22 protein-coding genes are annotated in these 24,584 nt (G+C 55.8%); 11 read left to right on the forward strand and 11 right to left on the reverse strand.

Annotated elements, in window-relative coordinates:
• Positions 1-24 precede the first annotated feature (24 nt).
• Both ABLQ08_RS01675 and ABLQ08_RS01680 read right to left on the reverse strand, forming a co-directional pair.
• Positions 25-1,431 carry a nicotinate phosphoribosyltransferase gene (locus ABLQ08_RS01675; RefSeq protein ID WP_352938719.1) on the reverse strand — a complete coding sequence of 469 codons (1,407 nt, stop codon included), beginning with the start codon at positions 1,429-1,431 and terminating at the stop codon, positions 25-27.
• A 57-nt stretch (positions 1,432-1,488) separates the two neighbouring features.
• Positions 1,489-2,553, reverse strand: coding sequence for a bifunctional nicotinamide-nucleotide adenylyltransferase/Nudix hydroxylase (locus ABLQ08_RS01680; protein WP_352938721.1), 1,065 nt, complete (start codon positions 2,551-2,553; stop codon positions 1,489-1,491).
• A 292-nt stretch (positions 2,554-2,845) separates the two neighbouring features.
• Here ABLQ08_RS01680 and ABLQ08_RS01685 point away from each other — a divergent pair, with 292 nt between their 5' ends.
• Positions 2,846-3,571 (forward strand): hypothetical protein, encoded by a 726-nt coding sequence (locus ABLQ08_RS01685; protein ID WP_352938723.1) that lies wholly within the window; start codon positions 2,846-2,848, stop codon positions 3,569-3,571.
• Between the two features lie 68 nt (positions 3,572-3,639).
• Here the strand turns inward: ABLQ08_RS01685 and ABLQ08_RS01690 are convergent, their stop codons facing one another.
• Both ABLQ08_RS01690 and ABLQ08_RS01695 read right to left on the reverse strand, forming a co-directional pair.
• The gene (locus ABLQ08_RS01690; protein WP_352938726.1) at positions 3,640-4,641 is read right to left on the reverse strand and encodes an AraC family transcriptional regulator; all 1,002 of its coding nucleotides are present in this window, start codon (positions 4,639-4,641) and stop codon (positions 3,640-3,642) included.
• Positions 4,642-5,490 (reverse strand): oxidoreductase, encoded by an 849-nt coding sequence (locus ABLQ08_RS01695; RefSeq protein ID WP_352938729.1) that lies wholly within the window; start codon positions 5,488-5,490, stop codon positions 4,642-4,644.
• A gap of 258 nt (positions 5,491-5,748) precedes the next feature.
• Between ABLQ08_RS01695 and ABLQ08_RS01700 the strand changes: the two genes are divergently transcribed.
• The gene (locus ABLQ08_RS01700) at positions 5,749-5,952 is read left to right on the forward strand and encodes a YgaP-like transmembrane domain (protein ID WP_352938732.1); all 204 of its coding nucleotides are present in this window, start codon (positions 5,749-5,751) and stop codon (positions 5,950-5,952) included.
• Positions 5,953-6,233: 281 nt separating this feature from the next.
• Here the strand turns inward: ABLQ08_RS01700 and tdh are convergent, their stop codons facing one another.
• Positions 6,234-7,274, reverse strand: a complete 1,041-nt coding sequence (gene tdh / locus ABLQ08_RS01705) for an L-threonine 3-dehydrogenase (RefSeq protein ID WP_352938735.1) — start codon at positions 7,272-7,274, stop codon at positions 6,234-6,236.
• Positions 7,274-8,458, reverse strand: a complete 1,185-nt coding sequence (locus ABLQ08_RS01710; protein WP_352938738.1) for a glycine C-acetyltransferase — start codon at positions 8,456-8,458, stop codon at positions 7,274-7,276. Before ABLQ08_RS01710 ends, tdh begins: the two co-directional genes overlap by 1 nt.
• A gap of 707 nt (positions 8,459-9,165) precedes the next feature.
• On the opposite strand from ABLQ08_RS01710, the gene ABLQ08_RS01715 reads away from it, so the two are divergent.
• On the forward strand, positions 9,166-9,870 hold the full coding sequence (locus ABLQ08_RS01715; protein ID WP_352938739.1) for a Crp/Fnr family transcriptional regulator: 705 nt from the start codon (positions 9,166-9,168) through the stop codon (positions 9,868-9,870).
• A 7-nt stretch (positions 9,871-9,877) separates the two neighbouring features.
• Here ABLQ08_RS01715 and ABLQ08_RS01720 read toward each other — a convergent pair whose 3' ends face one another.
• Positions 9,878-10,438 (reverse strand): helix-turn-helix domain-containing protein, encoded by a 561-nt coding sequence (locus ABLQ08_RS01720; RefSeq protein ID WP_352938741.1) that lies wholly within the window; start codon positions 10,436-10,438, stop codon positions 9,878-9,880.
• A 285-nt stretch (positions 10,439-10,723) separates the two neighbouring features.
• Here ABLQ08_RS01720 and ABLQ08_RS01725 point away from each other — a divergent pair, with 285 nt between their 5' ends.
• Positions 10,724-12,394 carry a formate--tetrahydrofolate ligase gene (locus ABLQ08_RS01725; protein WP_352938742.1) on the forward strand — a complete coding sequence of 557 codons (1,671 nt, stop codon included), beginning with the start codon at positions 10,724-10,726 and terminating at the stop codon, positions 12,392-12,394.
• 76 nt (positions 12,395-12,470) lie between these two features.
• Here the strand turns inward: ABLQ08_RS01725 and ABLQ08_RS01730 are convergent, their stop codons facing one another.
• Both ABLQ08_RS01730 and ABLQ08_RS01735 read right to left on the reverse strand, forming a co-directional pair.
• Positions 12,471-14,801 carry a hypothetical protein gene (locus ABLQ08_RS01730; protein ID WP_352938745.1) on the reverse strand — a complete coding sequence of 777 codons (2,331 nt, stop codon included), beginning with the start codon at positions 14,799-14,801 and terminating at the stop codon, positions 12,471-12,473.
• A gap of 284 nt (positions 14,802-15,085) precedes the next feature.
• The gene (locus ABLQ08_RS01735) at positions 15,086-15,574 is read right to left on the reverse strand and encodes a hypothetical protein (RefSeq protein WP_352938747.1); all 489 of its coding nucleotides are present in this window, start codon (positions 15,572-15,574) and stop codon (positions 15,086-15,088) included.
• Positions 15,575-15,779: 205 nt separating this feature from the next.
• On the opposite strand from ABLQ08_RS01735, the gene ABLQ08_RS01740 reads away from it, so the two are divergent.
• From ABLQ08_RS01740 to ABLQ08_RS01765, 6 genes are all read left to right on the forward strand, one after another.
• Positions 15,780-16,484, forward strand: coding sequence for a corrinoid protein (locus ABLQ08_RS01740; protein ID WP_352938749.1), 705 nt, complete (start codon positions 15,780-15,782; stop codon positions 16,482-16,484).
• 26 nt (positions 16,485-16,510) lie between these two features.
• The gene (locus ABLQ08_RS01745) at positions 16,511-17,152 is read left to right on the forward strand and encodes a DUF1638 domain-containing protein (protein ID WP_352938751.1); all 642 of its coding nucleotides are present in this window, start codon (positions 16,511-16,513) and stop codon (positions 17,150-17,152) included.
• Between the two features lie 131 nt (positions 17,153-17,283).
• Positions 17,284-17,586 (forward strand): virulence factor, encoded by a 303-nt coding sequence (locus tag ABLQ08_RS01750; RefSeq protein WP_352938753.1) that lies wholly within the window; start codon positions 17,284-17,286, stop codon positions 17,584-17,586.
• A complete protein-coding gene (locus ABLQ08_RS01755; protein WP_352938755.1) occupies positions 17,579-18,469 on the forward strand; it encodes a methylenetetrahydrofolate reductase in 891 nt (296 codons plus the stop codon). The genes ABLQ08_RS01750 and ABLQ08_RS01755 overlap by 8 nt, the downstream gene beginning before the upstream one ends.
• Complete coding sequence (locus ABLQ08_RS01760; protein WP_352938758.1) at positions 18,470-19,426, forward strand: methyltetrahydrofolate cobalamin methyltransferase; 957 nt, start codon at positions 18,470-18,472, stop codon at positions 19,424-19,426. It begins immediately after the preceding gene.
• A 126-nt stretch (positions 19,427-19,552) separates the two neighbouring features.
• Positions 19,553-21,586 (forward strand): ASKHA domain-containing protein, encoded by a 2,034-nt coding sequence (locus tag ABLQ08_RS01765; protein ID WP_352938761.1) that lies wholly within the window; start codon positions 19,553-19,555, stop codon positions 21,584-21,586.
• A 111-nt stretch (positions 21,587-21,697) separates the two neighbouring features.
• Here ABLQ08_RS01765 and ABLQ08_RS01770 read toward each other — a convergent pair whose 3' ends face one another.
• Positions 21,698-22,915 (reverse strand): Zn-dependent hydrolase, encoded by a 1,218-nt coding sequence (locus ABLQ08_RS01770; RefSeq protein ID WP_352938763.1) that lies wholly within the window; start codon positions 22,913-22,915, stop codon positions 21,698-21,700.
• Positions 22,916-22,933: 18 nt separating this feature from the next.
• A complete protein-coding gene (locus tag ABLQ08_RS01775) occupies positions 22,934-23,983 on the reverse strand; it encodes a diaminopropionate ammonia-lyase (protein ID WP_352938766.1) in 1,050 nt (349 codons plus the stop codon).
• A 91-nt stretch (positions 23,984-24,074) separates the two neighbouring features.
• Between ABLQ08_RS01775 and ABLQ08_RS01780 the strand changes: the two genes are divergently transcribed.
• Positions 24,075-24,545, forward strand: coding sequence for an Lrp/AsnC family transcriptional regulator (locus tag ABLQ08_RS01780; protein WP_352938768.1), 471 nt, complete (start codon positions 24,075-24,077; stop codon positions 24,543-24,545).
• Positions 24,546-24,584 lie beyond the last annotated feature (39 nt).

A 24,584-nucleotide genomic window follows, 5' to 3' on the forward strand; every position in this document is an offset into this window, starting at 1 on the left:
AGCAGACCGTCCCCACCCCGCGTCCTAACGGTGCAGCGTTTCCTGAAGATGCTTTGCAGCGCGCGCGCGCACCTCTTCGAGGCTCCAGTCAGCAAGCAGTTCGCCGTTTCGGTACACCACTTGAAGCTGATCCTGGCGAGGATCGATTTCATCCAGTCGCTTCGCGGCAAGGCGCCCGTTGTCCAGAATGACAGCCTGCTGGCCTGCCTTCGAGGTTTTGGCGGGATCGGTGGCAGGTTTCTTGTAAATATCCTGCCAGACGCCTTCCGAGGTTTTCATGGCGTTTGCCTTCATGGCAAATCCCATTGTATCCCGATTGACTTTTTGCAGCAGTCCCGCCCCCATGCCGAAGGCGATGTTGTCGAGAGACCACTCACGTTCGATCATTTGTTCGACCAGCTGACCGATTGCTGCCAGTGTCATGCCGTCTCCCTGAATGATCCGGATAGCCGGATTGAGCACCTTTGCGCCCTTGCTGTTTCGGCTGCCACCGTAATGATCCCAAAGTGTGGAAAGAACCCGCAGAGGTGTTGCGACCGGATCACCGGAATCAGGCCGGACGACAACGGTTGCGCCTGACTGCAAGACCTGTTCCTTCAGTTGTTTGCCCCAGAGGTTTTCGACCGCGTTGTCGAGGTCATAACTGTCGGAGACGACGGCCACGAGTTTTCCAACATTTGCGAACTGCGTAAGCATGTTTGAGAAGGCTTCCTGTTCCCGGTCCGATCCCCAACTTGTCATCGTGGAATGTTCAGCTGCTGGGATCGAGAACCCGGCCATGTCAGCGGAATAGAAGTCCATCGCGGCTTCCAGCGCCTCCATCGTGTCCGTTCCCGCGAAATTGACCAAATGCGCCAATCCGCCAAGTGCCGCACTTTCCGCAGAAGACACACCCCTTGCGCCGAAATCATGCAGTTTGAACGGCACCTGCGTGTCAGGATCATCGGAAGTCTCAAGCAGTCCCCGATAGATCACCTGCTTGCACTTGAAGGACAGGGTTGCAACCGTTGACGGATACCAGACAGCGCGAAGCAACGCCGTTTCCACCCAGGTTGTCAGCCAGGGCATGCGTTCATCCGTGTTTTTCACCTGAACCAGGGCGACACCACTCGGTGCCAGAGTTCCCTCTGGCAAAGCCTTGATCTCCAGCGGAAACAATCCGCCATGATCTTCAAGGATCTGGAACCATCCTTTCCTGTTGAACGGAACACCATGGGCAAGGCTGATCTTTTCCGCCTGTTCGATATCTCCAACGGTGATCGGTTTCAAAAGAACCTTCTTCAGATACGCCTGAAGACCGAAAAACAGTACGTCATCGGAAAAGGAGTTTTTCCGGGCCTCTACATAGGCGGACACCTTTCTGGCTTCGGGAGGATATTGTTTGAAATGCGACTGCTTGTAGCTGTCGGTCGCCAAAAGCGGATTTGTCATTGTGAACTCCTCACGTGACTGGATTGTGTTCCCGCAAGGCTCCCTCGCGGGCAGACGTCAAAGGTCCGCCATTACATCGATGATAGACCAGTGATCTTCGAATAACTGTTCAGGCTGCAAATCACCCAGCCGGTACCAGTTGGCGGTTCTTGCATCGTCTCCACCCGTAACCGAAAACAGTTCGCGCCGCTCCGGCAATCTGAACAGAAAGGCATGGGTGATGACGCGGCCACGCAATGACCGGCCCGGATTGTCGAATACACGGGTCTTTGCGCTGTCGATGAACGACCCGAGCATGGCGGGCGGAATCTCACCCCGATGGTCACTGATGGCTGTTTCTTCCTTCAGCTCGCGGATCGCCGCATCGCGGATGCTTTCCCGCGGATCCAGAAACCCTCCGGGCAAAGCCAGCAAACCCTTTCCGGGGGTCCGGCCTCGTTCGACCAGGAGTATGTGGCCGGACTGGATGACGACCGCATCAACGGTCACAAACGGTCCCTGCCCCCATTCCTTCGGGTAGGCTTCAAGATACTCGGCCTCGTCCAGGAGCCCGCGGAAGGTTTCTGTCAGAGTGAAGGCGTTCAGCCAATCGGCGACCGCTCCGGACAAGACAGAGCTCGAAATCACCGGAATGCGCTGAAACAGTTGTTTCCGCACATCGGCTGACGAGAATGTGCCGTATTGACTGGTCAACTGTACATTTCCCCATTCCGGGAAAAGCTTCAGATAATAGCTCGTATGGTCCTTGCCATATCCGGCAAGTGCAATCCTGATATCGTTCAAGCCGTGCAGGACCACCCCACCCTTGTTGAAATGTTCAAGAACGATTTCATTTACCGCGCGTTGCACTTCTGCGCACCAGGCCGTGTCGGAATACGGATGATCCGGAACAGGTTTCAGTATCAAACGACCGGTCGCAAGCTCGTGCTTGAAGACCTTGCCGAACATGTCGGCTCGCTCGGAATAGGTGAAGGGATTTCGCGGATCGCGCGCTTTCGCGGCTGATCCGATCAGAACGATCAATGTATCGACTTCTTCCAAAGCCGCGCGCACAACGGTTTCATGTCCGATGTGAAGCGGTTGAAAACGACCGATAAAGACGCCGTAGTCGTAACGAGACATTCGAGGCTCCCCCGAATTGTTGGAATGACAGCCGAACTCCTCGGCTGAAGAAGAAGCTAATACTCACTTTGAGCATTTTCAACCCATCGAGAGATAGGAGACGTTCTTTTGGTTAAGGCGTTCTCCTGCCAAACAGTGCAGCAACGACTGCTCATGCAGGTGATTTTGGGAATGGGCGCGGTATTGTGAATCCTGACAGGCGGCTTGAAAAATCGACTCAAACACCCCGCCGCAGTTAAAAAAATTCTAACCAATCCGGCGCATTCTGGAAGCTCGAGCAACGAGGCTGGCTATGCGTCCCACCGACAAGAACAAGGCTGTTTCCTGGCCCAAGCTCAGTGGACCGCATATCTGCGTTGGCGCTGGGCAGCAGGCGCTTGAGCTTGCCCGCAAGAGCCTGCTCAGTGCTGCGGATCTTCGAAACGGCAAACTGTGCAAGGCGGACATCTCCGCCGTGTTCGACTTTCTGTCTGAATCACCGGACCTGTTCGACATCTACCGCACGAATTACGAAGCGTGTGGCCGGATCCACAAGAAGCAGCCGTTTGTCGGTGCGAACAAGGACTTCTTCGCGATGTCGATCCTTCGGTTTCTGAGTTTCGACATTTTGCGAAAGGTGTTTGACGCACAGATCAAAAGGACAGACCGAAACTGGGAAATAGAATTCCTGCACGCGTTCGGGACCTATATCTGCCGCACGTCCTACGCCGGCTTCACAGAGGACCTGTCCAGCGCCTATCGGAAACTTGCCAAAACGAAAGGCAATTCCATCACCGCAATCACAATAGCCAATGACGGTTCAATTCAGGATATCGTCAAGAAGGCATGCAAGGGCTTTCCTTCGGAACATATCGATTTCGTGAATTTTTCGAATGCAGTCAACAAAAGACTGTCTGACAAGTACGACACTTATGGCCCTTCGCCGATAAAGGTTTCAGAACCGGTTGTGGAACAGTTCTTCGAGGCGCTCAGATGCCCGGCGAACCGCAATTACTTCCGCCAGATGATCCTTCACTGAGCAGACACAGGCCCTCGATCTCCCGTTGAATTTCGATCTCCGTCGAAATCAGCGCCGGCAAAATCCTCTTATGACGCCAACATGGCCTGTCGACTTGCCTCCGGCGTTGCACCGGTCCAGGAATGGAAAGCTCGAATGAAGGAGTTCGGATCGTCGTAGCCGAGCAGAAACGCGATTTCGGCATTCGAATAATGCGTCTTCCGCAAATAGATTTTGGCGATGTCCGCGCGGACCTGATTGAGGATTGTCTGGAAGCTTGTGTTTTCCTGCGCAAGTTTACGCTGCAGAGTGCGCGGGCTCATGGCCAGCCTGTCGGCAACATCACCTATTCCCGTCAGACCGCTCGCCATCATTTCCGCCAGACAGGTCCGGACGCGATCGCTCAATGTCGAATCTCTCTCCAGTTCCGCCAGTCTCTTTTTCAACACAGGCTCGAAGACCTGGAACATCGCGTTGTTGACCGAAAGGAACGGAATGTCCGAGTCCGCCTTGCTGAAGATGATCCTGTTCTCGTTGCCTGTGGCAACCGGAATACCGAAGAAGTTGCGATAGGCGGTAATCTCCTTGGGAGGACTTTTTGAAATCACCTTCACGGGATTGATGGTCTGTCTGGTTGCCGTACGCGCAAGGTTGACGATGAAAACCATCTCCATCAGCACAAAAGTCGTCGGCAATTCCCAATGCTTCGGCATCTTGAGGGTAAGTGCCATTCCTTCGTCCAGCTGATCCAGATCCATGGTCATCGGACAGATAATCGGCTTGTAGGCGCTCAGACGCTCGAGCGCGATCCTGAGATTCGGGCTGCAATAGGCCGCAAAGAGCGGCGGACTGAATGCGTCCGGTGTCAATGCCTTCCCCAGTGTCAAAGGGAACAGCGGGTCGCCAATGAGAACTTCCAGGCTGTGCCACAGGCGGAAATATGAGTCGGTATCGAGTTCCGGCGAAGTCTGGGAAAACAACCCCAGTGGCAATTCGGCATGGCGCAGCAGGTCTTCGGCATTTACGCCGATGGTTTCCATCAAGCCGGTCCAGGCAATGTCGATCGTGAATTTGGCCGCAGGCTGCCTCATCTATACCCCCTTCACCATCCGCCTGACCTGACTCATGATCAGACCGTCGAAAGCGCGGTCTGACAGCCAGCGGCGACAGAACAACAACATAGAGGCCATCTTGCCACCATGGTAGCGGGTCCTTGGTTTCGCCGATTTGAGAGCCTTGATTACCAGGTCGGAAATCACTTGCGGGTGAGACCCGACACCGTCTTCATAAGCACCAACAACTGCATCCGCACTTGCTCTTGCGATGGTTGCGTATGGCCCTGAGCCGGAGCGTTCAAGCATTGGGCCGCTCATAACGTCGCCAAACTCGGTCTGGATCAGACCCGGCTCGATGATGACAACATCAATGCCGAATTGCTCAACCTCGATCCGCAGGCAATCCGACCAGCCTTCAAGGGCATGTTTGGTGGCATGATACCAGGCTCCCATCGGCGAATAGATTTTGCCGCCAATTGAGCTGAAATTGATGATCTTGCCGAATTGATGAGACCTCATCGCCGGCAGGAGCAGTTGTGTCAGGTGCGCCAAGCCAAACAGGTTCACCTCGAACTGGTAGCGCGCGTCGTCAATACTGGTGTCTTCGATGGCGCCGAACATGCCGAACCCGGCATTGTTGACCAGAACACCAATACCGCTGCTCTCGTTCATGATCCTGTCAACAGCGGATCTGATATCCTCCTCGCGGGAAATATCCATCGCGATCAGTGTGGCGCCCGCTTGCTCCAGGTCACGCATTTTGTCCATGCGCCGGGCGGCAGCAAAGACCGTGTATCCCTCGTTTATCAGCCTGAAGGCGGTATCCTTGCCCATTCCGGAAGAAGCACCCGTAACCAGAGCTGTCTTGTGAAAACGGGAATTCATGTTTCTTGTCTCCAATCCACTCATATGGGTTGGAGAATAGGTAGCCAGCTGCTCAATCACGCTGGCAAATCACGACAATCTGGCGCAAATGACGCCAATCTCCTGCAATAGACGTCCCTCCCTCCCGCAACAGCCACCTTTTCATCTGGCGAAAATGCCGCAGGTCCGACGGTCACTTTCACCGGCAAGTGGACTGGATTTTTCGAGCGGATGAGTCATAGTTTCATTGTTTCGAAAATAACTAATAAAGGTGCAGACATGACTGTCGAACGAGCCATGCTTCTTGTTGTCGGTGCAGTGATCGTCGTCTCGGTACTGCTTGCGGTCTACGTCAATCTCAATTGGCTTTGGCTTACCGGACTTTTGGGAGCCCAACTCGTCCAGGCTTCGATTACCGGACTGTGCCCTGTCGTCATGATCCTGAAGAAACTGGGCCTGCCACAGAAATCCGGTTTTGCGTAACACCCGCCATTCTCAGACCCGGCACAACTCCTCAGAAGCGCACCGTTCCGGCGCGATTGTGAAGAGTTCGAGACCCATTCATTTGGTTGAAATGGTACGGATCAGTTCGTTCAGCTGCCACAGAGCGATCTGATCTCATCCATCCTGGACACCTTGTCTGCAACGGTCCGTTCGTCGGCCGCCGCGCGCAGTGCACGACAGCCTACGCGTCTCCTTACGGCACGTTGCCAGCAGGGCCGCCGTTTCAACCATATCAATGGGTCTCGATCAGAACGTGCCGGTCACGTCCAGCTGAGAACCACCTTGCCCGCTTCGCCGGACTTCATCGCGGCAAATCCGTCCTCGAACTCATCCACCGCAAAGCGATGAGTGATGACGTTGCGCACGTCCAGGCCATTTTGAAGCATGGCAATCATCTTGTACCAGGTTTCAAAGATTTCCCGGCCATAGACGCCCTTGATGGTGATCGCCTTGAATACGATGCGTGACCAGTCCACCGGCGATTTGCCGGGCGGTATCCCAAGAAGTGCGATCCGTCCGCCCATCACAAGATTTTCAACCATCTGATCGAGTGCGATCTGATTTCCGGACATTTCCAGCCCGACATCAAATCCTTCCTGCATACCCAGCTTTTGCTCGATACCTTTCAGGTCTTCCTTCGCGACATTGACCGGAACGACATCGACGACCTTCGTCGCAAGATCCAGACGCGCCTGGTTGATATCGGTGATGACCACGTTGCGCGCGCCAACATGACGGGCAACAGCAGCCGCCATGATTCCAATTGGACCGGCGCCGGTAATGAGGACATCTTCTCCGACGAGATCGAAGCTGAGCGCGGTGTGAACCGCATTGCCCAAAGGATCAAGAATTGCGCCGATTTCGTCGTCGATTTCATCGGGAAGAGGCACGACATTGAATGCCGGCAGGCGTAGATATTCGGCAAAAGCGCCCTGCTCATTGACACCGATGCCGCGCGTTTCCGGATCCAGATGAAATTTGCCCGCACGGGACTGGCGAGACTGTTTGCCGATCAAGTGCCCCTCGCCCGAGCATCGTTGTCCGATTTCAAACTCGGTAACATTCTTGCCGAGCTCAACGATCTCGCCTGCGAATTCATGTCCGGTGATCAGGGGAATCGGCACCGTTTTCGCAGCCCATTCGTCCCAGTTCCAGATGTGAATGTCCGTGCCGCAAATACCGGTCTTGTTGATCTTTACCAGAACGTCGTCCGGACCGATTTCAGGGACAGGCGCACGTGTCATCCAGAGCCCCTCTCTTGGCTCGGATTTGCACAGCGCCTTCATCTGATTGCTGACCATCACAAAACTCCCGTCGCCTTGCCGGCTTTCTCGAATGCCTCCAGCGCGCGATCCAGATCGCTTCTTGTCAGCGCAGCATTCATCTGCGTTCTGATACGCGCCTGCCCTCTTGGGACGACCGGAAAGAAGAAGCCGGATACATAGACACCTTCCTCGAACAATTGAGCGGCCATCGCCTGGGCCAGCTTGGCGTCACCGAGCATCACGGGAACAATCGGATGCTCTCCGGGCAAAAGCGTGAAGCCCAGACTCTCCAGACCGCTGCGCCAGTACTTCGTGTTTTCAAAAAGGTTTCGGCGCAACCCATCGCCTTCCTCAACCAGCCGGATCGCTTCAAGGCCGCTCATGACCACGGCCGGCGGCAGCGAATTGGAGAAGAGATAGGGCCGTGCCCGTTGGCGCAGCAGGTCGATGACTGGTTGCGGCCCTGCAATATAGCCGCCGATGCCACCGCCCAGTGCCTTGCCCAGTGTACCGGTCAGGATGTCGACATCAACACCGAAATGGGCCGGAGTGCCCTCGCCCTTCGGCCCCATGAAACCGGTCGCATGGCAATCGTCCACCATGACGATCGCATCGTATTTCTTCGCCAGTGCCGTGATCTCCGGCAGTTTGGCGAGATAGCCATCCATGGAGAACACGCCGTCGGTCGCGATCATGACATGGCGGCTTCCTGCCTCACGCGCCTCTTTCAGCTTGGCCTCCAGATCCGCCATGTCGGAATTGGCGTAGCGAAAGCGTTTGGCCTTGCAAAGTCGGATGCCGTCAATGATCGAGGCATGATTAAGCGCATCCGATATAATCGCGTCCTCGGGACCAAGGAGCGGTTCGAAAAGCCCACCATTTGCGTCAAAACAGGCAGCGAACAGGATAGAGTCGTCCTTGCCAAGAAACTTTGCGATACGCTGCTCGAGCTCCCTGTGAATGTCTTGTGTCCCGCAGATGAACCTCACGGAGGCCATTCCGTAGCCTTTCGGCTCCAGAGCGTTTCTGGCGGCTTCTATCAGGGCGGGGTGATCAGCCAGGCCGAGGTAATTGTTGGCGCACAAGTTGACGACTTCCCGCCCGCCGACCGTGATCAAACCGCCTTGCGGAGAAGTGATCAGACGCTCGCGTTTGTACAGCCCTTCGGCTTCGATTTCTTTCAACGTATTGGAAATGTGGGACAAAAAGGTCTCAGACACGTGATATTCTCCAGCAAAATGGAAATTTAGTCCACTATACTGGATTTTCATTCGCAATAAAAGAACACGCCTCCAACATTACGGATATTTAAATCCGAAACCGCAATGAACTTCCCAAATCTACCGATGATGAAGGCTTCCTGCACTCCGTGATCGACCAGTGCGGCGGCCCGGGAGAGCCGCTGCACTGGGGCCGCAGTCGCGCCAAGTCAAAAAAAATGCTCGGGCCGGATTGGAGTGGGGTCCAATCTCTGCCCGAGCAAGCGCCGGATCGGGCGACCGGCAACTTGAACTTTTTTATAGTGGCACCGCCGCACCGGGTTACCGTCACCGCACAGGAAGGGAGCCTGGTTGGATCAGTGACCCATCGATCAAGGTTGCAGCTCTTGTCTGCGCATCCGTTTCAGTTTCGACAAGGCCATTTCATGAGGTCGAAGCGCCCTCTGCAACGCCGAATTTGACTTGTGCGTCGCGACACTCACCACCGGGACCGATGACGATTTCTCTTCCGGATACGCTTGCAATCTCAACAAATCTCTGTGCCGCACCGGGCGACTGATCAAAATTCAATGCAACTAATGGAAACCTGAAAAAACAAAGAAATTTGCCGTTTGAAACTATCGATGTTTCAGCAGACACCTCTCTTGGAATACGTGTACACTCATGCATATTTACCTAAACGTTATCTGCAGACCACGATTGATCAAATGAGCACTGAACATCAAAAAAACTTTTCAAATACACACGATCAACTTGATATTTTCCGCCAGACCGGTTGGGCATCCGAGATCCGGCCGGACAAGCAGGAAGCGATTCTGTCTCTTGGCAAAGTCAGAAACTTCAAAGCAAGGTCAGCCGTTTACAGCGCGGGTGAACGTTCCGACGGTTTGTACGGTGTCCTGAACGGTGTGGTGGAACTGACGCATCCGAACGAGCTTGGCGAAATGGTCGCCTTTCATCAGGTCGAACCCGGATACTGGATCGGCGACCTTGCCCACTTGGCCAAGAAGGAAAGACTGATCACGATCAGTGCCGTAACCGACGCTGCCCTCCTTCATCTGGACGCTTCAGCGATCGACTTTCTGCTCAAGCAACATCCAACGCTCATAACCGATTTTTACCGGCTGACTTATCAGAATGTCCGGCTGGCCCTTCGCCTCATCAGCTCTCTGTCGGCGAGCCAGAACACAAGAGCAATTGTCATGCGGCTGCTCATACACGATGATGGTGGAGCGCCCTCTTCCTGGTTCGTCCTCAGTCAGAAGTCCCTGGCGGAAATGACAGGAATTTCCTACCCGACCGTGCGCCGTGTCATGCGTCCGTTTCTGGAGAACGGCTGGGTTGAAACCGCCCCCGGACGCATGCGGATAACCAACCGTTCCGCGCTGCTCGCAAGCTGTGAAAGTACCTGACGCCCGTTCAGTACTTAACGACCATCAGCACCGCCTTGGCAGAACCTTCGATTGCTTCAATACAGTGCGGCACATCAGCGGCGTACCTGGCGGTATCTCCCTTGCTGATGATGCCCTTCGCGACACCGGAGGTGACCTGCAGTCGCCCCTCTTCCGCAATCAGCTGCTCACGCGTTCCGCGTTCATGCGGTTTGCTCTCAAGCCGTCCCCCCTCGGCAAAGATCAGCTCATAGACTTCCAGACGTCCCGTGTCCTGCGGCGGCGACAGGATGCGGATCTTGCAACCATCTCCCGCGCGGTCCAGGGTCGGCGTCTGATGCTCATGCAGGATCTCCACCCTGTCTTCTGCGGTTTCTTCGCCCAGCAGCCCGGCAAAGTCGACATTAAGCGCTCGGGTCAGGTTCAACAGCGTTGCAACCGTTGGATTGGACTCGCCCCGTTCGATCTGACTGACCATGGACCGCGAGACGCCCGAAAGCTTTTCAACTGCTTCGAGTGAGAGACCTTGTGCTCGGCGTGCTTTCTTCAAGCGCTCGGGAAGTCGGGAAAGAATATCTGTATCTGTCATGACGGAACTAAAATCCGTTTGCTCGGATTTTGCAAATTTTCTTTTCGTCAGGTGACATTTCCGACAATTGTGAACCCTGCGATTTGAAAAGCATTTTTTTCACAAATTCACTAATCGGATCAGCCGGTTTCCTTTGATCACCCCGCCCGTCGCTTCCTAGGCGCATCCTGTCGCATTCGGAACACTTGTTGCACCGCCTTCTCAAATAGCGTTTCGCCAACGTCGAGACGGTGCAATCCCGCTGGTTTGACGCCCTATTTTTTGGAAACGCCCCGGAGAAAGCAAATGGCAAGCGATATTGAAATTGCTCGCGCAGCGAAGATGAAACCGATTCAGGAAATCGGTGCCAAACTGAACATTTCAGACGAATCTCTGCTGCCTTACGGCCGCACCAAAGCCAAGATCTCTGCCGACTTCATCGAAAGCCTCGACGGCAAGGAAAACGGCAAGCTGATCCTCGTAACCGCGATCAATCCGACGCCGGCCGGTGAAGGCAAGACCACCACCACGGTCGGCCTTGGTGACGGCCTCAACCGTATCGGCAAAAACGCGATGATCTGTCTGCGTGAGCCGTCCCTCGGCCCTTGCTTCGGCATGAAGGGCGGCGCAGCCGGTGGCGGCTACGCCCAGGTCGTTCCGATGGAAGACATCAACCTGCATTTCACAGGTGACTTCCACGCGATCACTTCGGCACACAACCTCCTGTCCGCGCTGATCGAGAATCACATCTACTGGGGCAACGAACTGGGCATCGACCAGCGCCGTGTTACCTGGCGCCGCGTGCTCGACATGAACGACCGCGCCCTGCGTTCGATTGTCTGCTCGCTCGGTGGCGTTGCCAACGGCTTCCCGCGTGAAGGCGGATTTGATATCACCGTTGCCTCCGAAATCATGGCAATTCTCTGCCTTGCCACCGACCTGGAAGACCTCCAGAAGCGCCTCGGTGACATCATCGTCGCCTATCGCCGCGACCGTTCGCCGATCCGCGCACGTGATCTGGAAGCAGACGGTGCAATGACCGTTCTCCTCAAGGAAGCGCTTCAGCCGAACCTCGTTCAGACCCTGGAAAACAACCCGGCCTTCATTCACGGCGGCCCGTTCGCCAACATCGCGCACGGCTGTAACTCGGTTGTCGCCACCCAGACCGCATTGAAGCTGTCGGACTATGTGGTCACCGAGGCCGGTTTCGGTGCCGACCTTGGCGCCGAAAAGTTCTTCGACATCAAATGCCGCAAAGCTGGTTTGTCCCCGGACGCTGTTGTCATCGTCGCCACCATCAAGGCGCTGAAAATGAACGGCGGAGTGGCGAAGGAAGACCTGGGCAACGAAAACGTCGAAGCAGTCGTGAGCGGCTGCTCCAACCTTGGCCGTCACATCGAAAACGTCAAGCAATTCGGCGTTCCCGCCGTTGTCGCGATCAACCACTTCACCGCCGACACTGAAGCTGAAGTGCAGGCTGTCAAGGACTACTGCGCCGAACTCGGTGTTGATGCGATCCTGGCAACGCACTGGGCCAACGGTTCTGCCGGGACCGAAGAACTGGCAAACCGCGTTGTTGAGCTGGCCGAAAGCGGTGCAGCGCAGTTCGCTCCGCTCTACGAAGACGGTCTGTCACTGTTCGAAAAGATCGAAACTGTTGCCAAGCGGATCTACCGCGCGGATGAGGTTCTCGCTGACAAGTCCGTCCGCGACCAGCTGAAGCGCTGGGAAGCCGATGGCTTTGGCGATCTTCCGGTCTGCATGGCCAAGACGCAGTACTCCTTCACCACCGACCCGCAGCTTCGCGGCGCACCGACAGGTCACAGCCTGCCGGTTCGTGAAGTACGCTTGTCGGCGGGCGCAGGATTCATCGTGGTGATCTGCGGAGAGATCATGACCATGCCGGGTCTGCCGCGCGTACCGTCCGCCAACCACATCAAGCTGGACGAAAACGGCCAGATCGAAGGTCTGTTCTAAGCTCTTTCGGACCAGAACAGCTAACTCGGGTGGGTCAATCGACCCGCCCTTTTTCGTGTATGAAACTGTTGACCGGTCAGCAAGCGTTCATGAGTGCCCGAAGCTGTTTCGTCAGACCGAGTGCCGAAAAACTCACGACGACATTCGTCCCGAAGTCGGTTTCATACTTTATCTCGAAGCCGTTCGCACGCATCATCCCGCTGATAAGGTTCGAGTAATTTCTGCTATAGTTGCCCACTCTCAAGCCGTCTTTCGACACCAACAAAGTCCGCCCAAAGGCTTCCTTGATCAGGTAACGTCGACCGTTGACGCGCATTTCGGCAATTGTGTCCGGCTTCCAGTTCCTCAGACGGACACTGATGTTAGCTGTATTTTGTTTCCAGTCTGATCTGCGCCTCAAGGCGACACCTGCTGGTGACGAGCTGCCTGTGAAACCATCCTCGTGAATGGAATAGGTGGATGTTTCACACAGCTCTTCGGTCCGGCTTTTCCAAAGACCCCAATCTTTTGAGGCAGGGCGTTCTTCCGAGTCATGGTAAAGCGTCTGCGGACGACGCGACCCCCGAACGACCTGCAGTGGAATTGTTCGCGCCTTTTCGAACAGCTCAGACGATACATAGCCGTCTGCGGTATATCCAAATCGGGCCTGAATCCGTTTCACGATCGCCGAAACAGGATTGTTTATCCCGTATTCCTGCAAACCCAGATCCCTGAAAAATCTAAGCACCGCAGATCGTCCCGAGATCTGAAAAAACGCCTCCTGTTGCTCGCTCGGCAACAGCGGCGCTTTGAGGCTCATCAACTTTACGGCTTGTTCGGACGTCAGGAACCCTGTTGGTACGAAACCATTTTGTTTCTGGTAGGCGCGGACAACGTCGATCAGATTAATCCGATACGAAAAATCCGTTATCATCTCCGGTGATTTTGCCAAGCCGAGATGAAACAGCGCCCGATAGATTTTTCGCTTCTCATCCAACGAATATCCGAGCTTCTGCCAGCTATTGCGCGCTGGAGACAAGTCTTTCGATGCGTTCGCTGCCAACAGACCACTTCTCTTCGTCCGGCGCTGTTCCTGCGGAGTGGGTTTACCGGGATCTGCCAACAGATCAGCAATCTGCTTTCGCGTCAGGTATCCGGTCGGGTTCGCGGCGACATAGGTTTGGTATTTTCGAATGTACCTGACCAGATCCGGGTGTGTGAGGTCGGTAGTGATGCCCTCGTTGACGAAAAAACCCCTGTTGTAAAGCGCTCGATAGATCAGCGTCAGTTCACGCGTTGAATAATCTTCATAGCGCCAGGCTTTTACCGGGTTCGTCCATTTTGCAATGGCTGACGAGGTCTCGAGGGAAGCAAATTTGATTTCATGTGCCAGAAGCCGGTCCACCTCAGATTTGGTGAGGTATCCGGTCGAAGGAAGCCCTGCCAACGACTGGAAACTACTTACCGCGCGTATCAAATTCTCGTTGAAGGTGAAGTCAATTATGGGAACCGCGCCTCTCACGTGTCCCAGATCAAACAATGCCGTGTAAAGTTTCTTCTTCGTTTCGTGAGAAATCTCGAGGGCTATCCATTTCTGCTTGGGTGTCAAGGGCTGCCATCCATGCAACACGCCGTCTGCCTGTCTGCTTGTCAGGTACCCCGTTTCTTCAGCACCAATGCTCGCCTGATAGCTGCGAACAGCTTTCTTGTTGTCGCTGTTCGAGAGACTGTTTGAAAGCCGGTCCCCCTTCAGAAACCCCTGCTTCTGCAGAATGTCGAAGATTTCCTGCTTGTCGGAATCGGAGTACCCGCCTGCGTACCATTCCCTCATGGGAAACAACATTCGGTCAGGCGTGCATTCCCGGTGTTCCCACAAGTAGGACTTTCCTGCATTGATCCGAAGTTGCCTGACTTGAACCTTCGTAAGGAAGCCGGTAGCAGACGCCCCGATCTTGTTCTGGAAAGCGGCTACGCCGGCAATAACGTTTTCATCTGATAGAAAGTCCGGAAATGCGGTTCGTCTGGTCGTGTGACCCAGCGAATAAAGGGCACGGTACAAAACCCGTTTAGCTTCACAACTCAAATTCAGGTTTTCAAAGGCTGTTTTAGCGTTGTCGCTTTCCTTGAGAACCTTCAGTCGAGGCCGTTCAGACACACTCTGAAGCGACTGGAATTGTTCCCTGGTCAAAAATCCAGTTGGTTTGGCTCCAATTGCCAGCTGAAAGTCCGTGACTGCCTGAATCGTGCTCTTTCGCAACATAAAGTCCGGCACTTCCAGGTCTTCACTCGCATATCCAAGTTCCTGCAAAGCGCGATACACTTCCAGTTTCCGTTCCAAGCCCAGCCTGTATCCGGAAAAGGCACGGCGCGCCTGCGCAACGTCTTCCCTCGCCACCCCGACAATGGCTTTTTGCTTTTCCGAGGGCATTGGGAAGGTCTCTTGCCCCGCGACTTGGCTGGCTAATACTGCTGACCCTGCCGACAGAAAGAACAGCAACAATAAAGGCTTCAACTTCATTCAGACACTCAAATTTATTCCAGACACCTCACCACAACTACCAATAGAACAAAAGAAGCGATTAACAAAAAAGACTCGCCGATGAAGTTTGCGAAGCACCTCCCGAGGTTTCGAAACGATCACCAGAAAGGATGTCACGAACCCTCTCATTGGACGAAACGTCCTATCCATGATCTTTTCCGGTCTCTTCCGGCTCACTGGGTTCTGACCCACCTGCGTTGCAAGCGAGGCTCGCCTGCAACGCAGGAAATGCTCGAGGCAGGCGCCTGCCGTTTTTCATTTCTGTAGGCGTTTGCTTCCTGTTCGGTGGTACACACCGGACGGGAAATGAGGGTGTAGCCCTTGTTGCGTAAACAACGCTGAAATTGCCTTGCCCTCAAAGGATCGTTCGGATCAAAGCTGACAGTCGTTGGCGGCGCGGCATAGCCGCGATACCCGTAGCAGGCCCAGCCCGCACAATAGCGCGGTCCAAAACCGCCTCCATAACCACCTACAATCCGCGTCTCATATGCTGGCGGAACGTCCTTGAGAGCCGCAACCTGACAGGCGTCAATCACCCCCTGCCGCTGTGCGAAAGTCGATCCGGTCTTGTGAACCACATCGACGCCGCCACCGAGTGACTGGCAGGCGCTCAAGACAAGCGCCAAACCCAAGCTTGCAGTGATTGCCGTCCGCCTTGCCATCTCAAGTTTCCATTTCTGGTACAAACCGATCTAAATACACCTGAATTTTTCATGCAATGAACGATTTCCGCTCCAACTCCCGCAAGCGTTACCTCCCTGTCGCGTAAACGACTGGCGGTGTCGCTTTGAAGATATCGGCAATTCCAGCTTGAGGCATAAGGTTTTTCACTAAGTTGAACTCTCTTTGCGCCTGTTGGAGCTGCCAATGTCCGATGAAGAAGATATCGATCTCGCCTCCCTCTCCGACGACGAACTTGTCGAGCAGATGCATGATGACCTCTATGACGGTCTTCAGGAAGAAATCGAAGATGCTGTCAACATCCTGCTGGAGCGCGGTTGGGCGCCTTACGATGTCCTGACCAAAGCTCTCGTGGAAGGCATGCGGATTGTCGGTGTCGACTTCCGTGATGGCATTCTGTTCGTGCCGGAAGTGCTGCTGTCCGCAAACGCCATGAAGTCTGGCATGAACATCCTGCGTCCACTGCTTGCAGAAACCGGCGCACCGAAAGTCGGCAAGATGGTGATCGGCACCGTCAAGGGCGACATTCACGACATCGGCAAGAACCTCGTTTCCATGATGATGGAAGGTGCGGGTTTCGAAGTGATCGACATCGGTATCAACAACCCTGTCGAAAACTACCTGGCCGCCCTGGAAGAGCATCAGCCCGAGATCCTCGGCATGTCGGCTCTTCTGACCACCACCATGCCTTACATGAAGGTCGTCATCGATGAGATGAAGGCAAAGGGAATTCGCGACGACTACATCGTGCTTGTCGGCGGCGCCCCGCTGAACGAGGAATTTGGTGAAGCCGTTGGGGCTGACGGATACTGCCGGGACGCTGCCGTCGCGGTTGAGATGGCGAAAGACCTGATTGCCCGCCGTCACAACCAGTTGGCCAGCAAAGGCTGAACCCAGAGTTGGAGGGGGCTGCCGACATGCAGACGGGCGAGCCTCTTTTTCCGATTGAAACGGAGGAGAACGCGAACGACAAAATCGGTCGCGTTCTTGTCATTGCCTGCGGAGCCCTGGCCAGGGAAATCGTCGCCCTTCGCGACCAGAACGGTCTTGATCACATCGACCTCACCTGCCTGCCTGCCAAGCTCCACAACACACCCGACAAGATCCCCGAAGAAGTCCGGCGCACGATCATGCTGCATCGGGATGTCTATTCTGACATCCTTGTTGCCTATGGCGATTGCGGAACGGGCGGTCTCCTGGACAAGGTTCTGGAGGAAACCGGAGCGAGACGAATTGAAGGGGCTCATTGCTACGCCTTTTTCACCGGTCTTGAAGAATTTGATAAACTGGAAGACGATCAGCTTGGAACATTCTATCTGACGGATTTCCTCGCCCGCCATTTTCAGACGATGGTCATTGAACCTCTCGGCCTCGACTGGCACCCGCATCTGCGGGACATGTATTTTGAACATTATACCCGGCTGCTCTATCTGGCGCAGACCGATGATCCGAAACTGGAAGAAGCGGCACGCGAGGCTGCGAAGCGGCTTGATCTGCCGTTTGAGATGCGGCGTACAGGATACGGAATGCTCGACCCGTTCCTGGATAGTCATTCCTAGATCGGCTCGAGAGATCACATGCCTCGAAATCGCCTTCGGACAGGTCGGAATTTCACGCGCCGATGCCGCTATCAGGCGACTTGAATTCGGGCTTATCCGGCAATCATGGTTTTCAAGAGGAGCGAGAAACCATGGCTCAAAAGATCATCGTGTACTGGCGGGATATTCCGGCACAGATCCTTGTAAAAAAGGGACGCAAGTCTGCACGCAGGGAAATGCCGCCCGTGTTCATGGAAGCAATTGACGCCTGTGCCATGAGGGTCGGGGCAAAGGATAGCGACGCCTATATGGCGGAGTGGCGCCGCGCCGATCCTGTGGAGGTTTCGGACGACCTGGAAACGGAAGCGGAAGCGGCACTGGAAGAACTTGTAGCCGCCTATCCGAAGGAAAGACTGAAAACCCTGCTCGCAAGTGGAGGCACGGAGAATGACTGAACAACGCCTGTTGGCGAATGGGCGGCTTGCCGCCTCTACCGAAATGTCGCCGAAGCAGGTGGTCGAAAAGACCGAACTGCTGGCCAATATTCCGGCTGGTACTCAGGTTTACGTGACGGATCTCGGAAACGCCTCCGAAGACATGATCGTCTCGGCAGCGCGTATTTTGAAAGACAAGAAACTCACGGCAGTGCCCCATATGGCGGCGCGCCGCTATCCTTCCATGGAAGCGTTTGAGCGCCGCATCACCCGCCTTGTTCAGGAAGCCGGCGTAACCGAAGTGCTCACAATTGCCGGTGAAGCGGAAAAGGCAGGCCCTCTCACCTCCTCCGTCGCATTGCTGGAAACCGGTCTCTTCGACAAGCTCGGCATTCACAAAATTGCCGTTGCCGGACACCCGGAAGGTGCCCCGGACATCAAGCCGGATGTGATCCAGGCCTTTCTTCAACGCAAGCATGAACTTGCCGCAGACAGTGATGCTGAGTTCCGGCTCGTCACACAGTTCGGGTTCGATCCACATCGGGTCAGCCTGTGGCTGGATGAACTGCGTGAATGGGGCAATCAGTTCCCTGTCCACATCGGCGTTGCGGGACCGGCCAAAATGACAACACTCCTGAAATACGCAGCCTTTGCCGGAGTTGAGAACTCGCTGAACTTCCTGAAAAAGCGTGGCGGTGCTGTCGTCTCCATGCTGTCCGGCTATGACCCGAACACAATGGTGGAGCCGCTGGAAACCCGTGTCACCAGCCAGCCGACCTCACAGCTTGAGCAGATCCACGTCTACCCGTTTGGCGGGATCCAAAAGACTGCGGACTGGCTGCACAGCCGTGGGAGCTGGTCCTTTCAAACCCAATCCTCAATGACCGCCAACGAGAGCGCATAAATGACCCGTACTGTCGTCGCATCCGCAACCAAGGAAATCGTAATCGGTTTTGATCAGCCGTTCTGCGTCATCGGTGAGCGGATCAACCCGACCGGCCGCAAGAAGCTGGCGGCCGAAATGGTCGAAGGAAACTTCGAAACCGTCAAGGCCGATGCAATCGCTCAGGTTGCAGCAGGCGCGACCATGCTCGACATCAACGCCGGTGTCACTGCCGTTAACCCGAACGAGACCGAACCGCCGCTCATGGTCAAAACTCTTGAGATTGTTCAAGAGCTTACGGATGTTCCTTTAGCAATCGATTCATCTGTTTCCGAAGCGATCAAGGCAGGTCTCGAGGTTGCCAAGGGCCGTCCTCTGGTCAACTCGGTGACGGGCGAAGAGGAAAAACTCGAGGCCATTCTGCCTCTGGTCAAGAAATACGACGTGCCTGTGGTCGCGATCTCCAATGACGAAACCGGCATTTCGGAAGATCCAGACGTACGATTTGCTGTTGCCAAGAAGATCGTCGAGCGCGCTGCCGATTACGGCATTCCCGCGCACGACATTGTCGTGGACCCGCTCGTCATGCCGATCGGTGCGATGGGCACCGCCGGTCAGCAGGTGTTCCAGCTCCTGCGCCGCCTGCGCGAGGAACTGAAGGTCAACACCACGTGTGGCCTTTCCAACATTTCCTTCGGCCTGCCACACCGCCACGGCATCAATGCCGGGTTCATTCCGATGGTGATCGGCGCCGGCATGACCTCGGCGATCATGAACCCTTGCCGGCCTCAGGAAATGGAAGCCGTACGGGCGGCCAATGTGCTCAATGGAACCGACCCGAACTGCCAGGAATGGATCATGACCTATCGTGACCATCAACCTGCAGCGACCGGGTCATCCGCCGCTCCGGCAGAAGGTGGGGTAGCCGCGGGTGGACGCCGCCGTGGTGGACGTGCTGCAAGAAGATCTGCAGGATAGGAAACTGAGGGAAAGTGCCGGGGCGTCCTCCCTGCCCGGGCATGAACTCTCAAACGCGATCCCCTCCCCGTTGGGGAGGGGTTTTGCGCTTCAGGAAGCGACACTTAAACCGAGCTACCGGACCAGATGACCGAAGAGACCAAACTCGCCAAAGTCGTTTTTCAGCCCAGCGGCAGAAGGGGCACTTTCGCGGTCGGAACACCGCTTCTGGACGCAGCCCGGTCACTCGGGGTCTATGTGGAATCCGTCTGTGGCGGGCGCGGGATTTGCGGACGCTGTCAGATCTCCGTATCGGAAGGCAATTTTGCCAAGGAGAACCTGACCAGCGCTGCGGAAAATCTGGAAGAAGCGACCGAAGCAGAAACGCGTTATGCCACTTTGCGCAAACTGCCCGCCGACCGGCGCCTTTCCTGCCAGGCCAAAATCCTGGGCGATCTGGTCGTGGACGTACCGACCGACGCGCAGACCAACCGGCAAGTCGTGCGCAAGCGGGCGGAAGCCAAACACATCAATCCGGACAGCGCGGTTTCACTCGTAACGATTGCGCTTCCCGAACCGGATATGGAAACTCCACGCGGTGACATTGATCGCCTGCGCGAGGCTCTGAACGAGGAGACCGGTCTCACGGGCCTTATGGTCGATCCCGTCCTGTTGCCACTGGTCCAGACGATTTTGCGCAAAGGCAAGTGGACGGTCACCGCTGCAATCTACAACGACGAACTTCAGCCACCAGTTCTCGTTGCCCTTTGGCCGGGTGAGAAGAAGGTGGCCTACGGTCTGGCCGTCGACATCGGCTCAACGACAATCGCCGCGCATCTCTGCAATCTCAGAAACGGTCGAACCGTCTCTTCCGCGGGAACGTCCAATCCTCAGATCCGCTTCGGTGAAGACCTGATGTCGCGGGTGTCCTATGTGCAGATGAACCCCTCGAAGCTGCCCGATCTCACCAAGGCCGTGCGCGACGCAATCAATGCCCTGATCGGGAAACTCGTTGCAGATGTCGGCGCCGAACGAAGTGACGTGCTCGACGCCACTTTCGTCGGCAACCCGGTGATGCATCATCTGTTTCTGGGGATCGATCCGATCGAACTGGGCGGTGCGCCATTCGCACTGGCAGCATCCGATGCGATGGTGCTGCATGCACGCGATCTCGATCTGGAACTCAATCCGGGCGCGCGCGTCTATATGTTGCCCTGCATCGCGGGGCATGTCGGAGCGGACGCGGCGGCCGCAACCCTCTCCGAGAGCCCTTACACGCACGAAGAGATCACGCTCCTGGTCGATGTCGGCACAAACGCGGAAATCGTCCTGGGCAACAAGAACCGGTTGCTGGCAGCGTCCTCGCCGACGGGACCTGCCTTTGAAGGCGCGGAGATTTCCTCCGGACAGCGCGCAGCACCGGGCGCAATCGAGCGCATCCGTATCGACAAGGACACGCTGGAACCCCGCTTCAAGGTGATCGGCGTCGATGAATGGTCGGACGAAGACGGGTTCGCCGAAAAGGTCGACAGCGTCGGCGTCACCGGAATCTGCGGCTCCGGTATCATCGAGGCCGTCGCAGAGATGTATCTTGCCGGTCTGATTACCGAAGATGGCGTCATTGATGGCTCGATGGCTGAACGGACATCGCGCGTAAAGTCTCAAGGAAGGACGTTCTCTTACCTGATCGCAGATGACGGCGTGGAAATCTCTATTCTCCAGACGGACATTCGCGCGATCCAGCTGGCCAAGGGTGCACTCTACGCCGGCGTCAAACTGCTTCAGGACAAGCTGGGCACCTATGAACTCGATCGCATCCGTCTTGCGGGTGCCTTCGGCAGCTACATCGATCCGAAATACGCGATGATCCTCGGTCTCCTCCCCGATTGCCCTCTCGATGGCGTTTCAGGTGTCGGCAATGCCGCTGGAACCGGAGCACGCATGGCACTCCTCAACAGGGGGTATCGGCGCGAAATCGAACAGACTGTCCGGGACATCGAAAAGATCGAAACCGCGCTGGAGCCGAAGTTCCAGGAGCATTTCGTCAATGCAATGGCGCTACCCAACAAGGTCGACCCGTTCCCGCACCTTCGTTCGGAAGTGGGACTGCCTGAGCCGAAACAGCTCGCAGATCAGGACAACTCCGGAAGCGAGCGGCGGCGAAGACGCCGCCGCGGTTGAAACGTGAGGAGGCTGCATTTTTGGTTTGCAGCTCAAATCCTCCTGGCTCGGATCTCTTCTCCTGTCACCAAGCCTTCTCAGCGCGATCTGAGAGTTGGAAGACGAATGGAGTTACCTTGCGACAATGCGCATTGCCGTATCGAGCAACACTTGCGCTCCGGCTATCAGAGAAGCGTCGTCCGTGTGCTCCAGTGGATTGTGGCTAATGCCCTTGCGGCTTGGAACGAAGATCATCGCGGTGGGGCAGATCCGCGCCATCATCTGCGCATCGTGACCGGCCCCGGATGTCATTCGACGGCAGGATAACTGACGTGCGGCTGCACATTCTTCGATGATGCCAACGATCTCCGGATCAAAAGTGACCGGCTCAAACCTCGCCAGTGTTTTTTTCTGCACACTTACTCCATCCTGCCTTTCAAGCTCGGAAAGGAATTCAGAAAGGGCAACTTCCCGTGCTTTCAGCGTCGCTTCGTCCGGGTCGCGCAGGTCGACCGTGAATTCCGCAAAATCAGGAATGACATTGATCGCATTCGGCCCGAGCCGGATTGTTCCAACCGTGGCAACACTGTCGGAGTTCTCGACCAGTTGCCGAAGGAAGGTGATGACCTTGGCTGCCGCCAAACCGGCATCCGTGCGCAAGTGAGTGGGAGTGGTCCCGGCATGGTTGGCCTCCCCCCGGATGGTGACCTTCTGCCAGGAGATACCCTGGAGGTTGACCACAGCTCCCATCAGCTGGTTTTCCGCTTCCAGCACCGGACCCTGCTCGATGTGCGCTTCAATAAAGGCCGAGGGCACGATGCTGCCGGGCTCCATGTCACCGGCATAACCGATACGTGCCAGCTCTTCGCCGAGAACGGTTTCGTCATTGCCGATCACGGCCAGCGCGGCGTCGGTATCCATGCCGCCTGCATAGACCAGAGACCCCATCATATCAGGGGCATAGCGCACACCTTCTTCATTCGTGAACGCACCAACCATCAACGGCCGATCAGGCTCAACACCTGCAGTGCGCATTGCCTCAATGACAGAAAGAGCTGACAACACGCCATAGCAACCATCGAATATTCCGGCATTGATTACGGTGTCGATGTGGCTGCCCATCATCAAAGGAGCTTTGTCACCCGGGACATTCCAGACACCGAAGACATTGCCTATCCTGTCCACATGCACTTCAAGTCCTGCTTCTTCCAGCCAGGTGACGAGTTGATCGCGTCCCGCCTTGTCAGCTTCCGAGGCGGCCAGACGCGACAAACGCCCCTCCTCCCGTCCTGTATTGCCGAGAACCTTCAGACGTGTAAGCAACTGCTCACTGTCAATGTTCACTGTCATTTTGTTTTCTCTCATCACTCAGGCGGGACCTTCGGAAATAATCACCAACGGTCGAAATTCTGCCCGGGGAGCGCCTTCCGGAAACTCCTTGCAAAGCGCGGCATATCCCGCTGCTCCTGACGGCGTCGTTGCCATACCCAGCCCCGTCACCGCTCGTGCGGCAGCTTCCCCCTCGTCTTCGGTCAATGTCACAAAGCGCACGCCGGAGCGTTCCAGCGTCTGCCAGGCAACGATAGAAGGCTCCTTGCAATCGAGACGCCCCATGTTGCTGTCCGGTCCGTCTGCCCGAACCGGCTTTCCTGCCTCATGGCTTGCAACCAGACACGGCGCAGCTTCCGGTTCGACGACAATCAGTTCCGGCTGCTCTGCCCAGTTCCTGCGGATCATGTGAGCCATCGCGGCGGCGAGTCCGCCAACACCTGCCTGAAGATAGACATGTGTCGGCCAGATGCCGGTGGTTTCGAAATTCGAGCGCAGTTCCTCGGCTATGACCGTGTAGCCTTCCATCACCAGTTTCGGAATATCCGTATAGCCTGGCCAGGTTCCGTCAGCGAGCAGGGTCGCCCCGGTGCGATCTGCATCGGCAATTGCTTCAGCAACGCTATCGTCATAGGTTTCCCCCGCCCGGACGACCTCGGCCCCACGTTCTGCAAGGCGTTCATCGAAGCTTTGCGGCACCGTTTTGGCGAGAAAGATCCGCGCCCTGGCACCGAGTGCCTGCGCTCCCGCAGCAACACCAAGGCCATGATTGCCGGCACTGGCACAGACAAAGGTCTGCCCTGAGGCGAAGGCGCGCAGATCCGCATCCTTCAATCGGGAGGCCTCGATTTCCTCACCCGTTTCGGCCGTCCAGCCCTGCATGATCAGACGGGCAACAGCGTAAGGTCCGCCAAGTGCCTTGAAGGCACCAAGTCCCATGCGGGAAGTTTCGTCTTTCAGCCAGATTGTCTGGCCATCGGGACCGGAAACCTCCCGCAGAGGTGAGGTTTGATAGGCCTCCTGTCCTCGAAAATATTCGATGGCACGATGGAAGTCCGGCTGGAAAGTCAAATCGTCTGTCGTTTTCATGTCCCGAGCATAGCAAATATGGATGAGGCATTTTTTCGTGATATGCTCGAATGGCGATTACTTTTCTCCGAATGAGCCAACTACTTGAAAAATGACAGCGCAAATTGACAATGCGGATCGATTGATCCTCGACCTGGTCCAGGACAATAGCCGTATCGGGCTGGATGTTCTTGCCGAAGAATGCAGCCTCTCCGTTCCATCCGTTCAACGCCGTTTGAAACGATTGCGCGATACAGGTGTGATCAGCAAGGAGATTGCGCTTGTCGATCCCGCGTCTCTTGGCTATGGCATGACTTTCATTGTCATGGTTGAACTTGAACGCGAGACGCTGCATCAGCTTGACGCCTTTCGCAAACGCGCGCAGTCGGAACCCCAGGTACAGCAGTGCTATTACGTTACCGGCGAAGCGGACTTCACCCTGATATGCACAGCCCGCGACATGCAGGACTTCGAACAGCTGACTCACCGTCTCTTTTTCAATGACGGCAATGTACGCCGGTTCCGAACTTCCGTCGTGATGGACCGCTCGAAGGTCGGACTGAATGTTCCTTGCGAAAAGTGAAGCGAAAACCTCGGCCAGTCAGCGCATTGCAAACAGGCT

This window comes from Roseibium sp. SCP14 (assembly GCF_040329475.1).
Lineage (GTDB): Bacteria > Pseudomonadota > Alphaproteobacteria > Rhizobiales > Stappiaceae > Roseibium.

Bases quoted from the DNA above. Each gene is read 5' to 3' on its own strand.
- tdh (WP_352938735.1), bottom strand. From the start codon at position 7,274: ATGGTCAGCAATCAGATGAAGGCGCTGTGCAAATCCGAGCCAAGAGAG.
- ABLQ08_RS01755 (WP_352938755.1), top strand. From the start codon at position 17,579: ATGACTGAACAACGCCTGTTGGCGAATGGGCGGCTTGCCGCCTCTACC.
- ABLQ08_RS01685 (WP_352938723.1), top strand. From the start codon at position 2,846: ATGCGTCCCACCGACAAGAACAAGGCTGTTTCCTGGCCCAAGCTCAGT.
- ABLQ08_RS01730 (WP_352938745.1), bottom strand. From the start codon at position 14,801: ATGCCCTCGGAAAAGCAAAAAGCCATTGTCGGGGTGGCGAGGGAAGAC.
- ABLQ08_RS01760 (WP_352938758.1), top strand. From the start codon at position 18,470: ATGACCCGTACTGTCGTCGCATCCGCAACCAAGGAAATCGTAATCGGT.
- ABLQ08_RS01765 (WP_352938761.1), top strand. From the start codon at position 19,553: ATGACCGAAGAGACCAAACTCGCCAAAGTCGTTTTTCAGCCCAGCGGC.
- ABLQ08_RS01740 (WP_352938749.1), top strand. From the start codon at position 15,780: ATGTCCGATGAAGAAGATATCGATCTCGCCTCCCTCTCCGACGACGAA.
- ABLQ08_RS01695 (WP_352938729.1), bottom strand. From the start codon at position 5,490: ATGAATTCCCGTTTTCACAAGACAGCTCTGGTTACGGGTGCTTCTTCC.
- ABLQ08_RS01700 (WP_352938732.1), top strand. From the start codon at position 5,749: ATGACTGTCGAACGAGCCATGCTTCTTGTTGTCGGTGCAGTGATCGTC.
- ABLQ08_RS01770 (WP_352938763.1), bottom strand. From the start codon at position 22,915: ATGACAGTGAACATTGACAGTGAGCAGTTGCTTACACGTCTGAAGGTT.
- ABLQ08_RS01675 (WP_352938719.1), bottom strand. From the start codon at position 1,431: ATGACAAATCCGCTTTTGGCGACCGACAGCTACAAGCAGTCGCATTTC.
- ABLQ08_RS01750 (WP_352938753.1), top strand. From the start codon at position 17,284: ATGGCTCAAAAGATCATCGTGTACTGGCGGGATATTCCGGCACAGATC.
- ABLQ08_RS01715 (WP_352938739.1), top strand. From the start codon at position 9,166: ATGAGCACTGAACATCAAAAAAACTTTTCAAATACACACGATCAACTT.
- ABLQ08_RS01690 (WP_352938726.1), bottom strand. From the start codon at position 4,641: ATGAGGCAGCCTGCGGCCAAATTCACGATCGACATTGCCTGGACCGGC.
- ABLQ08_RS01745 (WP_352938751.1), top strand. From the start codon at position 16,511: ATGCAGACGGGCGAGCCTCTTTTTCCGATTGAAACGGAGGAGAACGCG.
- ABLQ08_RS01720 (WP_352938741.1), bottom strand. From the start codon at position 10,438: ATGACAGATACAGATATTCTTTCCCGACTTCCCGAGCGCTTGAAGAAA.
- ABLQ08_RS01680 (WP_352938721.1), bottom strand. From the start codon at position 2,553: ATGTCTCGTTACGACTACGGCGTCTTTATCGGTCGTTTTCAACCGCTT.
- ABLQ08_RS01725 (WP_352938742.1), top strand. From the start codon at position 10,724: ATGGCAAGCGATATTGAAATTGCTCGCGCAGCGAAGATGAAACCGATT.
- ABLQ08_RS01780 (WP_352938768.1), top strand. From the start codon at position 24,075: ATGACAGCGCAAATTGACAATGCGGATCGATTGATCCTCGACCTGGTC.
- ABLQ08_RS01775 (WP_352938766.1), bottom strand. From the start codon at position 23,983: ATGAAAACGACAGACGATTTGACTTTCCAGCCGGACTTCCATCGTGCC.
- ABLQ08_RS01735 (WP_352938747.1), bottom strand. From the start codon at position 15,574: ATGGCAAGGCGGACGGCAATCACTGCAAGCTTGGGTTTGGCGCTTGTC.